This window comes from Tissierella pigra (assembly GCF_009695605.1).
Taxonomy (GTDB): domain Bacteria; phylum Bacillota; class Clostridia; order Tissierellales; family Tissierellaceae; genus Tissierella; species Tissierella pigra.
In genome coordinates this window covers 1-11,681 of sequence record NZ_VUNQ01000072.1, presented here as the reverse complement: position 1 = coordinate 11,681, position 11,681 = coordinate 1, and the positions used below count along the sequence as shown (strand labels likewise).

Here is an 11,681-nt window from a genome sequence, read left to right as displayed (position 1 = left end):
TTATTTAATCAAGGATCGCTATCGCTTTCCTCCTTGACAAAATAATTACTAGCAATTTAAGAAAACCACAGCATTATTCAGAGAAAATTTTTCAGAGGTCGTGTCACATATGTTTGACTTCTCTAGACTCATTGATATTGCTCAAATTATTTAACCGTTGACTTAATAAGAATTATAATATATAATCTTGCTAATTAATGATTGAATAACGAATATTTGTTGTATTTAGATTATAAAAATAAAAGTTATGATAAGAATTAGTAGCAATCAGTATACCAAACAGAAAGTTACCGTATGATGAGAGGTGCATGGTTAGGGATTGTGAATACATCTTTGAGCTTTGCACCGAAGAGTTTTTACTTAGTAGGCTGCAACGGAAATCAGCTACCGTTATCTTGCTAGGGTATCTCATCTATGATGATGTACTTAATGAGGTAAGTAATGTGAGTTACTTACGAATTTAAGGTGGTAACACGAAATAATCTCGTCCTTTTGGAAACAATGGACGAGTTTTTTTATTGCTAAATTTTATAGGATTTGTGCAGGTATTGAAAATATTATTTTAAGGAGATGTTAAATATGTTAAAACCAGAAGAACAAATGCCAATTATTTTAAAGGGAGTTCATACTTTAATAAATGAGGAAGAATTACTAGAAAAACTTAAAAAGTCCTATAATCAGAATAGCCCCCTAACTATTAAACTGGGACTTGATCCTTCTGCACCAGATATACATTTAGGTCATGCAGTTGTATTGCGTAAAATTAAGCAAATGCAGGATTTAGGACATCGTGTAGTAATTGTAATTGGTGATTTTACTGGAAAAATAGGTGATCCAACTGGGAAGTCAAAGGGTAGAACTGCTTTAACTGATGAGGAAGTAAAGGAAAATGCTAAAACCTATTGTGAACAGATATTTAAAATACTTGATGTAGAAAAAACTGAAGTAAGGTTTAATAGTGAATGGCTTTCTAAACTTACTTTTGAAGATATTATTAAACTAGCTGCCACTACTACAGTTGCTAGAATTTTGGAACGAGATGATTTCCATAATAGGTATCAGAATCAAGTTCCAATAGGAATTCATGAGTTTTTTTACCCATTAATGCAGGCATATGATTCTATTGAGTTAAATTCAGATATTGAACTTGGAGGAACAGATCAAACATTTAATATTCTTATGGGGAGAAATCTCCAAAAGCCATTTGAACAGGAACAGCAGATTGCTATGTTTATGCCTATTCTTGAAGGTTTAGATGGTGTAGAAAAAATGAGTAAAAGTCTCAAAAATTATATTGGTATAAATGAACCCGCTGAGGTAATGTTTAAAAAGGTCATGGAAATCCCTGATAGACTTATTATTAAATATTTTGAGCTGACGACTGATGAGCATCCAGATAAAATAGATAAAATTAAAGCAGAACTAAATAATGGTGCAAATCCTCGAGATATTAAATATCATTTGGCTAAAATTATAGTGTCCCTTTACCATAATCCGAAAGAAGTAGAAAGAGCTATTGTGTACTACGATACAGCATTTAGCAAAAAAGATATTCCAGATGATATTCCAGAACTTTCAATTGATGGGGATAAAGAAACCATTGGAGATATTATTTTAGAAATAGTAAAAATGAATATTGTAAAAAGTAAAAGTGAATTTATTCGATTAATAAATCAGGGAGGAGTTCAATTAAATGGTGAAAAACTAATATCAGAGGATATGAATAGAAGAATTAAACCAGATGATGTCATGAGAATCGGAAAAAAACGATTTTTAAGATTTAAATATAAGTAGTATTATCATAGAATGTAACTATAAACCAATAAAATTAAATGTTATAATATAAGAATATATAACGTGGAGAATATGGATAGATAAATTATCAAGTCAGACTAGTATATAGGAGGCATTGACTATGGCTACATTTGGAATTACAACTTAATTATACAAGAAAATATAAGGAGCCGGTTTAATATTTTGTTTGACTGTAAGTGTAGTTTGCAAGAAATGATACAGGGTGATTCTGTAATAGTAAGGCTGTTCAGAAAATCTATTTAACATAAAACCAATAAAATAGGAGGAGTGTTAAGATGAAAAGAGTTTTGAGTTTATTTTTAGTAATTATGATCTTACTAGTTGGCTGTACTCCATCTAAACCAATTGAAAAGGAAGCATCAGAGTTACTGGAACAACCTGAAGAGGTAATAGAAACATCAGAACAACCAGAAGAAATATCAGAATCAGTAGAACAACCGAAGGAATATAGGACGTTGCTATCCCCAGAAAACACCTTAAGTATTGTGAGAAAACCTGGTGTAAATGACTACTCACTTATTAATCCTGAAAAAATGACAAAGCTTCCAATTTACAATCCAAATTCAAGTGAAATGTGGTTTCAAGTGGATTTAAGGAGCAGGGATTTGACAAATCTTGACTTATCAGATAGACTTAATGACCTCCTTCATGCCAATTTTGACAGTAAAACTCAATGGCCTGATAAAATTCCTGATGAATTTAATCCTCAGATGATAATGAAATTAGGGAAAAATCCTGGACTAGGAATAAGAGAACTACACAAAAGAGGAATTACTGGAAAAGGAGTAGGTGTAGCAATCATTGACCAAACATTGTTGGTTGATCATATAGAATATAAAGAACAATTAAAGTTATATGAAGAAATCCACTATATTGATGAAGTTGCGGCAATGCACGGACCAGCAGTTGCATCTATTGCTGTAGGCAAGACAGTTGGAGTAGCACCTGAAGCTGACCTTTATTATATTGCTGAAACACATGGAACTTTTAATCTTGGGGGCAATTTTGAGTGGGATCTCTCATGGCTTGCACAGTCTATTGACCGTATTGTAGAGATTAATAAAATACTTCCTGAAGGAGAAAAAATTAGAGTTATATCAATTTCCTTAGGAGTAGTAGATTTTAATGGTTATGAACAAGTACTTGATTCAATTAATAAGGCCAGTGAGGAAGGAATCTATACTGTATATGTAGGAAGTAATCCATATTTTGGACTTGGTCGTGACCCTTTAAAAAGTCCAGAGGATATTATTTCATTTACAAAAGCTGATGCTTGGAATAAACAAATGTATGGAAATACTAGAATCTTGGTTCCTATGGATAGTAGATGTACTGCAAGTCCTACAGGTACTGAGGATTATGTTTTTTATAAAGAAGGTGGTCTGAGTTGGACAGTACCTTATATTGCAGGGTTATATGCACTGACATGTCAAGTTAAACCCGACATTACACCTGAAATTTTTTGGAGAGAAGCCCTCGATACAACAGATACCATATCTCTTGGCAGTGGCAATCAAGAAGAACTTAGTAGGATAATTAATCCAACGAGATTACTTGAAAAGATTGAGAAAATAAAATAGCCCATATCTCTCGTCTCAAAATATGTCTTTGAGGCGAGAGTTTTTATTTAATTAGGAAACTCTTACTTTTTTATATTTTATAAATAAAGAAATTTATATAAATAAGTTTAAACTAAAACTATATTTAACACTTAATAAATAAAAGAGGGTCCATTAAATGGTTAAAAACTAACATCAGAGAATTGAAAAGAGGAATAAAGTCAAATGATGCCATGAGTAAAGGAAAATTTCAGACTTAAATAAAAGTCAATACTATAATAGGAAGAAACTTGACAATCACTTTAATTGAATGTTACAATTTCCATATTAATTTCTAAAGGAATTAAAATACGTATTGGTACTAGAGGTGTAAAGTAGTGAGAAGGATTCCAATAGAATATGCCAAAGAGGGAGATGTTTTAGGCAAGACCTTGTATAATGAAATGGGTGGTATGCTATTAAAGGAAGGGTCTAATCTTAATTGGTATATGATAGAAAAGTTGAAATCATATGGTTATTTAAGTATATATATTAAAGATAAATATACGGAAGAAGATATTGAAGAGATTATAAAGCCTGAAGTTGTAAATAGGATATATAGCCTACAGGGGAGTTTAAATAATGTAATAAGAGGTTCCAGCAATGAGAATAAAATAGATAGTAAAAAGGTAAGAAGCCATGTAAAGAATCTTAATGAGATAATAAAAGAGGTGGCTTATGATATTGTATCTAGTAAAAATGTATTGGAAAACTTGGCAAGCATTTCCATTTATGATGATTATACATTGACTCATAGTTTAAATATGATGATGTTATCTATAGTTATTGCTAGAGATATAGGATTTAATATGAATGAGATAAAATCATTAGCAACAGGATGTGTATTTCATGATATAGGAAAAATATTTTTACCTATAGAATTAATTAATAAACCAGGAAAATTTACTGATGAGGAGTTTAGTTTAGTACAATCCCATACTGAAAAAGGATATAGATTTTTGACTGATCATACAGATTTATCTGCTGTTTCAAGAAATATTTCCTTATGTCATCATGAAAGAGAAGATGGATTAGGATATCCTAGGGGATTAAAAGGTGATGAAATTCATATATTTAATAAAATAGCTTCTATATCTGATGTCTTTGATGCACTTACTTCAGATAGACCATATAGAAGAGCTGTACCTTTACACGATGCTATGGAGTATTTATTAGCATCAGGAGGAAATCACTTTGATATAGATTTAATTAAGGTATTTTCCCAATCAATCAATGTTTTTCCTAAAGATACCTTTGTACATTTAAGTGATAACAGAGAAGGGATTGTATATGAAATAAACTCAGAATTTCATACGAGACCAAAGATAAAGGTTTATGGAGAAAACGGTAAAAAAGTAGCACCTTATATAATAAACTTAAAAGAACATAATAATATAGTTATAGAAAAAGTCATACATGTCTTTTCTTTTGATAAAACCAATTAAAAGAAGGTTATCGAAATCATCGATAACCTTCTTTTTTATAATTAATAATAAAGTTTTATTATATAGTACGTCATATAAAATATTTGAGATGGGATAATAGAAATAATTCTATTAGTTGTCCTTGACAAAGCCTTATTGATAGAATATTATAAAAATAAGAAACTTGTTCAACAAGTATATAGTTGTTAGACATGTATAAATGGAGGTATAATATGGCCACAAGAAAAATAAGAAGTCAATCTTCATCTAAAATTCCATCTTATTTGCCTATATATAATATGTTGTACTCTGATATTATCAACGGATTATATGAAGAAGGAACTATACTGCCTAGTGAAAGTACATTAAGTGAAAAGTATAAGGTTAGCAGACATACCATAAGACAAGCCTTAACTATTTTAACAGAGGATGGACTAATACATAAACAACAGGGAAAAGGCAGTATAATAACAAATAAAAGTCAGGCAAATTATAATCAAGAAAAGAATATCTATAATATAATTTTGGAGTGTGCTAAAAAAGAAATTGATGAAATTGATATTAAATATAATTTTTCGCCACCTACAGATGTTGCCATGGAAAGATTGGGTATAAATGCAAATGAGATTGTAATGGCATCTAACAATATATACTATATTGAAGGTAAACCTGTAGGACATGGATTTTTTCAGATTCCAGTAAAACATATTAACCTGCTTCCTATTGATTTAAATAAAGAAAAGGATGTATCAGAATTAATTAATAGAAATATTTTCGATATGGCTTATTCTGCTAAGCTACATGTTAGATTGGTTTTGGCAGAAGATAATATTACTCAATTTTTAGATATAGAAGAAAATGAACCTATAATATATATAGAAGAAATATTAAAAAATGAAAAAGGTGAAGGAATTGCTAGATGTAAATATTACTTTATACCAAATTATTTTGATATAAATTTAAATTTATAATTATTATAGAAATTCATTATGTCTCAAGACTAAAATATATTAAGTTAAGTTGTTTAGTGTAGGCTTATATTAATTATTAAGGAGGAAGATTATGAACAAATACTTTAAAGTAACAACTAAAACCATAGTTGCAACAGGTTTAGGTGCTGCAATATTTATGCTTTTATTTATGTATGTAAAAATACCTTCACCAATTCCTGAAACCAGTTTTCAAACTGCATATGGCATATCTGCATTCTTTGCAACCATATATGGACCTATTGCAGGAGGACTTATAGGATTTATAGGACATGGACTTAGTGATGCTCTTCAATACGGTTCCCCATGGTGGAGTTGGGTAATCGCCAGTGGACTTTCAAGTTTTATCTTTGGATTTGCATATAAGAATACTGGAGTAGAAGATGGTGAATTTAAAGGTCAAGATATTGTAAAATTCAATATAATTCAAGTAATTGGAAACATTATTGCATGGATGATAGTTGCACCAGTACTTGATATTGTAATCTATGCAGAACCTGTAAAGCTTGTATTTGCACAGGGAGGAATAGCTGTAATTATGAACTCTATTAGTGCAGGAGTAATAGGTACATTTTTCCTTATTGCATATTCTGCAACAAGAACAAAGAAAGGTAGTATAAGTAAAAAATAAACCATATCATATTTGGAGGCATATATGAATAACCAACCAATTATCGAATTCAGTGATTTTACATTTCAATATTATAGTCAAAGTGAACCTACACTTCACAACATTAACTTAAAAATCTATCCTGGAGAGAAGATCCTGATAGTGGGGCCAAGTGGTAGCGGTAAAAGTACCCTTGGACATTGCTTAAATGGTCTCATTCCCTTTTCCTATAAAGGGGATATATCAGGTAGTCTAAAAATAGATGGACTTGAGACAAAAGAATTAGATATATTTAAATTATCCAAATCTATTGGTACTGTTTTGCAAGATTCAGATGGTCAATTCGTTGGATTGACTGTAGGTGAGGATATTGCATTTTCATTGGAAAATGATAATGTAAAAAACAGTATTATGAGAGAAAGGGTAGAAGAAGTATCTAGAATGGTAGATATGAATAATTTTCTAACCTCATCTCCATATGATTTATCAGGGGGACAGAAACAACGAACAGCTTTAGCTGGAGTTATGATAGATGATGTAGATGTACTTTTGTTTGATGAGCCTTTGGCAAACTTAGACCCGTCAACGGGGAAAAAGGCCATAGAAATCATTGATAGTATTCATAAAGAATCTAAAAAGACAATTATAATAATTGAACATAGGCTAGAAGATGTACTTCATCAAGATATTGATAGAGTTATTTTAATAAATGATGGACGTATACTAGCGGATATGAATCCACATGAATTAGTTTCTTCTTCTGTACTTGTTGATAATGGAATAAGAGAGCCTCTTTATATAACAGCATTAAAATATGCTGGTGTAAAAGTAAATGAGAAAATGATGCCTGGTTATATATGGAGTTTAAAAATAGAAGATAAGGATAATAAAATACTTAATTGGCATAAATCAATAAAAGAAGAAAAGATAATCCTAGAAAGTAATTCATTTTTAAGGGTTGAGGATATTTCATTTTCCTATACTTCAAAGCGAAAAGTATTAGAAGAAATAAGCTTTGATATTAAAGAAGGTGAAATGGTATCTATAGTTGGCAAAAATGGTGCAGGAAAATCTACCCTATCTAAAATTATATGTGGATTTGAAAAACAGAGTAAAGGTAATATCTATTATAAAAATAATAATATTAAAGATATGACTATTAAGGAAAGAGCAGAGATTATAGGATTTGTAATGCAAAATCCTAATCAGATGATTTCTGAAAATATGATTTATGATGAAATAGCCCTTGGACTTAGACTTAGAAATATAAATGAAGATGAAATAAAGGAAAAAGTAGATAAAGTTCTAAAAATATGTGGATTATCCCCTTTTGTAGATTGGCCTATTTCAGCTTTAAGTTATGGTCAGAAAAAGCGTGTTACCATAGCCACAATTTTAGCTTTAGATCCTAAAATTATAATATTAGATGAACCAACTGCAGGTCAAGATTATAAACATTATTCCGAAATCATGGAGTTTTTGAAGGAAATTAACTCCTTAGGTATAACAGTAATATTTATAACCCATGATATGCACTTAATGTTAGAGTATACTAAGAGAGCCATTGTGTTATCTGATGGTAAAATAATTGCTGACGATAAACCCTCAGTAATTCTTACAGATAAAAATATAATAGATAATGCAAATTTAAAAGAAACATCTCTTTTCAATCTTGCACAAATAGTTGGTATAGAAGATGAAACAAAGTTTGTACAGGGTTTTATTGATTATGAAAGGTCGGTGGGATTCCTAAATGAAAAATAATTTATTTTCATATAATTTAGTAGATACACCAATTCATAGACTATCTGGCCTTACTAAACTAATAGCATTTTTATTGCTGACTTTTGCAGTTATGTTTTCTTATGATATTAGGGTGATTATATGTGTGATGATTTTTTCTTTCTACATATTAAAAGTATCACAGATTAAGTTTTCTCAAATAAAGCTTATGGTAATTTATGTAGGACTTTTCCTAATTACCAATACTATAATTACTTATTTATTCTCACCAGAAGAAGGTGTAGGAATTTATGGGACAAGGCATGAAATAGTACATTTAATTGGTAGATATAGTTTAACAATGGAGCAAATTTTTTATCAGACTACAAAGTTTTTAAAATATGCTTCAGTAATACCGCTGGGAATTATATTTCTATTAACAACAAATCCTAGTGAATTTGCTTCATCCTTAAATAGGGTAGGAGTCAATTACAAGGCAGCTTATGCCGTAGCATTAACTTTAAGGTATTTTCCTGATATACAAAGGGAATATGTAGATATAAGTTTGGCTCAACAGGCTAGAGGTCTTGACTTATCAAGTAAGGCAAAGTTAAAAGATAGATTTAAGAATGCTTTACTTATAATAGTACCTTTAATATTTTCGACTATGGATAGAATAGAACTAATTAGTAATGCCATGGATTTAAGAGGTTTTGGAAAATGTAAAACAAGAACCTGGTATAATTCAAAATCAATGAATAAAGGAGATTTTATTGCAATAGGGATTTCCATATTAATTTTTATAGGAACTATTTTAGTATCTATATTTATTAATAAAAGTAGATTTTATAACCCATTTATTTAAGGAGGAAAAGAAAAGTATGAAGCCAATATTAGTATTTCAAACAGATTTTACGTATAAAGAAGGTGCTGTTTGTGCCATGTATGGAGTTGTTAAAACAGTAGATAGGTCACTTGAAATAATTGATGGAACTCATGAAATACCACAATATGATATATGGAGCGGTTCTTATAGATTATTCCAATCCATGAAGTTTTGGCCAGAAGGAACCATATTTGTATCTGTAGTTGACCCTGGTGTAGGAACTAAGAGAAAAGCTTGTGTAGCAAGAACTTCAGATGGATATTATGTTGTTACTCCAGATAATGGTTCTTTAACCCATTTGAAAAAGTGGATAGGAATTGAAGAAGTAAGGGAAATTGATGAAAATGTAAATCGATTAAAAGGAAAAGACACAGAAGGAGTTAGTATATTCCATGGTAGAGACTTATTTGGATATTGTGCTGCAAAACTTGCAAGTGGAATAATTACTTATGAAGAAGTAGGACCATCATATCCGGTAGAAGAAATAGTAGAACTACCTACACATGAACCAGTAATAGAAAAAGGTTGTGTTAAAGGAATGTTTGAAATAGGAGACCCTAATTTTGGTAACCTATGGACTAATATTCTGTTGAAGGATTTCAATGAAGCAGGCTTTAATTATGGAGATAGAATAACAGTGAAAATAAGCCACAATGGTGAACTGAAATTTGAAGAAACTTTATTATTTGAAAAGTCCTTTGGCTATGCAGAAATAGGAGAAGCCTTAATATATAATAATGAATTGATGAAAATAAGTGTAGCAGTAAGTCAAGGTAGTTTTGCCGATAAATATTCCATAAGCTATGGTCCAAAGTGGACTGTGGAATTCAGTAAGTAGGATTAGGTATGTTAGTTAAAGCAATAGAAAATCATAGGGAAGAAATATTAAACTATTGCCTAGAGGAAGAAGTTTTCAATATCTTTATAATTGGAGATATTGAAAACTTTGGATTTTCATCTGAAATACAAGATATATGGTATGAAAAAGAAGATGATAAAATCATGGGAATAGCACTTAGATACCATACTACACTTATTGTTTATAGTAAAGATTTAAATATGGATTTTTCATTAATTACATCTATTACTGACAATATGAATATAGAAAACATAAGTGGTAAATCTACGGTAATGGATAAACTTTATCCTTATTTAAAATATAATTATAGCAGGAAAGACACTAAATTTTGTCAGCATAGAGATATAAATGCTTTAAAAGAAGTGGAAGAAGATATAAAAATAGCAAAAGAAGAAAATGCCATGGAAATAGCCAATATATATGGTAAAATTCCTGAATTTAAATCTTTATATTCATCTGATGTAAATATTAGATATAAGCAAATTTATAACCGTATTTCTACTGGTGAAGGTAAACATGTATTTATAAAGGATAGCTTAGGAATAGTATCTCATGGAAATACTACAGCAGAAAATAGTAATAGTGCTATGATTGGTGGAGTATTTACAAGAGAAGATAAAAAGAGAATGGGTTATGGAAGTCAAATAGTATCTTATTTAACTAAGGATTTATTAAATAGAAAAAAGAATGTATGCTTATTTTATGAAAACAAAATAGAAGGACAGTTTTTTGCGAAACTAGGCTTTGAAACCATAGGGAGTTGGACTGTACTAAGGAGGGAAAAGGATGAATAAACTTTTAGTATTGCAAAGTGACTTCGGGTTAGTAGACGGAGCTGTAGCAGCAATGATAGGAGTTGCTCATGAGGTAGATATGAATCTTAAAATATATAGTTTAACTCATGATATAACTCCATACAATATATGGGAAGCCTCCTATAGATTATTTCAGTCAGTAAAGTTCTGGCCAAAGGGTACAGTTTTTGTGTCGGTAGTAGACCCAGGAGTTGGCTCTTCAAGAAAATCTGTAGTAGCTAAAACTAAAGATGGACATTTTGTAGTTACTCCTGACAATGGAACATTGACTCATATAAAGAAATATATAGGCATAGAAGTAGTAAGAGAAATAGATGAAAAAAATCATAGAAGGAAAGAATCTGAGCTTTCACATACCTTCCATGGAAGAGATATATTTTCTTATACTGGTGCTAGATTAGCTTCTGAAAAGATTAGTTTTGAAGAAGTAGGAGGAGAACTTCCTGTAGATAAAATAGTAGAATTAGAAGTAGGGAAAGTTACTAGAACTGAAAGCAGTATAAAAGGAAATATAGATATATTAGATGTTCGTTTTGGCAGCCTATGGACCAATATAACTAGGGAAGACTTCTTGAAAATAGGATTTGAATATGGTGATAGAGTAGAAGTAGTTATAAAGAATGGTTCTACTTTAGTTTATAATAATAGAATAACCTTTGGAAAGTCTTTCGCAGATGTATATGTAAGTGAACAGATAATATATGTAAACTCATTGCTTAGAATGGCAGTAGCCATAAATCAAGGAAACTTTGCTAAAGCCTATAGTATAGGTACTGGAATCCATTGGACAATAGAATTTAAAAAAACAAGTTAATATAAAATAAATAAGAGCCTGAAGTACTAGTGTTGCATTAATGTAAAATTTAAGCTTTGACAAAATGGATGCTCTAAATACAGCATCCATTTTGTCAATATTATACTATATATCATATATTTACCATCTATTACGTATGGAAAACCAAG

Annotated in this window: 10 protein-coding genes and 1 other annotated feature; all 10 genes read left to right on the top strand. The window is 30.3% G+C overall.

Annotated elements, in window-relative coordinates; genetic code table 11:
* The first annotated feature begins 238 nt into the window (after positions 1-238).
* Positions 239-495: a binding site (T-box leader), on the top strand.
* A gap of 84 nt (positions 496-579) precedes the next feature.
* The 10 genes from tyrS (at position 580) to FYJ83_RS18500 (ending at position 11,532) form a co-directional block, all read left to right on the top strand.
* The gene (gene tyrS, locus FYJ83_RS18545; RefSeq protein ID WP_154442980.1) at positions 580-1,794 is read left to right on the top strand and encodes a tyrosine--tRNA ligase; all 1,215 of its coding nucleotides are present in this window, start codon (positions 580-582) and stop codon (positions 1,792-1,794) included.
* 296 nt (positions 1,795-2,090) lie between these two features.
* On the top strand, positions 2,091-3,395 hold the full coding sequence (locus tag FYJ83_RS19770) for a S8 family serine peptidase (RefSeq protein ID WP_195838062.1): 1,305 nt from the start codon (positions 2,091-2,093) through the stop codon (positions 3,393-3,395).
* Positions 3,396-3,751: 356 nt separating this feature from the next.
* Positions 3,752-4,858 (top strand): HD-GYP domain-containing protein, encoded by a 1,107-nt coding sequence (locus tag FYJ83_RS20130; protein ID WP_154442979.1) that lies wholly within the window; start codon positions 3,752-3,754, stop codon positions 4,856-4,858.
* Between the two features lie 212 nt (positions 4,859-5,070).
* The gene (locus FYJ83_RS18530) at positions 5,071-5,808 is read left to right on the top strand and encodes a GntR family transcriptional regulator (protein WP_195838061.1); all 738 of its coding nucleotides are present in this window, start codon (positions 5,071-5,073) and stop codon (positions 5,806-5,808) included.
* Positions 5,809-5,899: 91 nt separating this feature from the next.
* Positions 5,900-6,457 (top strand): ECF-type riboflavin transporter substrate-binding protein, encoded by a 558-nt coding sequence (locus FYJ83_RS18525; RefSeq protein WP_154442977.1) that lies wholly within the window; start codon positions 5,900-5,902, stop codon positions 6,455-6,457.
* Positions 6,458-6,481: 24 nt separating this feature from the next.
* Entirely contained in the window at positions 6,482-8,200 is a 1,719-nt protein-coding gene (locus FYJ83_RS18520) for an ABC transporter ATP-binding protein (RefSeq protein ID WP_154442976.1), read from the top strand.
* On the top strand, positions 8,190-9,023 hold the full coding sequence (locus FYJ83_RS18515) for an energy-coupling factor transporter transmembrane component T family protein (RefSeq protein ID WP_154442975.1): 834 nt from the start codon (positions 8,190-8,192) through the stop codon (positions 9,021-9,023). The genes FYJ83_RS18520 and FYJ83_RS18515 overlap by 11 nt, the downstream gene beginning before the upstream one ends.
* A 16-nt stretch (positions 9,024-9,039) precedes the next feature.
* On the top strand, positions 9,040-9,882 hold the full coding sequence (locus FYJ83_RS18510; RefSeq protein ID WP_154442974.1) for an SAM hydrolase/SAM-dependent halogenase family protein: 843 nt from the start codon (positions 9,040-9,042) through the stop codon (positions 9,880-9,882).
* Between the two features lie 8 nt (positions 9,883-9,890).
* The gene (locus FYJ83_RS18505) at positions 9,891-10,697 is read left to right on the top strand and encodes a GNAT family N-acetyltransferase (protein WP_154442973.1); all 807 of its coding nucleotides are present in this window, start codon (positions 9,891-9,893) and stop codon (positions 10,695-10,697) included.
* Positions 10,690-11,532, top strand: coding sequence for an SAM hydrolase/SAM-dependent halogenase family protein (locus FYJ83_RS18500; protein ID WP_154442972.1), 843 nt, complete (start codon positions 10,690-10,692; stop codon positions 11,530-11,532). The genes FYJ83_RS18505 and FYJ83_RS18500 overlap by 8 nt, the downstream gene beginning before the upstream one ends.
* The last annotated feature ends 149 nt before the right edge of the window (positions 11,533-11,681 follow it).

Coding starts and splice junctions, on each gene's coding strand:
- tyrS (WP_154442980.1), top strand. CDS start 580: ATGTTAAAACCAGAAGAACAAATGCCAATTATTTTAAAGGGAGTTCAT.
- FYJ83_RS19770 (WP_195838062.1), top strand. CDS start 2,091: ATGAAAAGAGTTTTGAGTTTATTTTTAGTAATTATGATCTTACTAGTT.
- FYJ83_RS18530 (WP_195838061.1), top strand. CDS start 5,071: ATGGCCACAAGAAAAATAAGAAGTCAATCTTCATCTAAAATTCCATCT.
- FYJ83_RS18525 (WP_154442977.1), top strand. CDS start 5,900: ATGAACAAATACTTTAAAGTAACAACTAAAACCATAGTTGCAACAGGT.
- FYJ83_RS18520 (WP_154442976.1), top strand. CDS start 6,482: ATGAATAACCAACCAATTATCGAATTCAGTGATTTTACATTTCAATAT.
- FYJ83_RS18515 (WP_154442975.1), top strand. CDS start 8,190: ATGAAAAATAATTTATTTTCATATAATTTAGTAGATACACCAATTCAT.
- FYJ83_RS18510 (WP_154442974.1), top strand. CDS start 9,040: ATGAAGCCAATATTAGTATTTCAAACAGATTTTACGTATAAAGAAGGT.
- FYJ83_RS18505 (WP_154442973.1), top strand. CDS start 9,891: ATGTTAGTTAAAGCAATAGAAAATCATAGGGAAGAAATATTAAACTAT.
- FYJ83_RS18500 (WP_154442972.1), top strand. CDS start 10,690: ATGAATAAACTTTTAGTATTGCAAAGTGACTTCGGGTTAGTAGACGGA.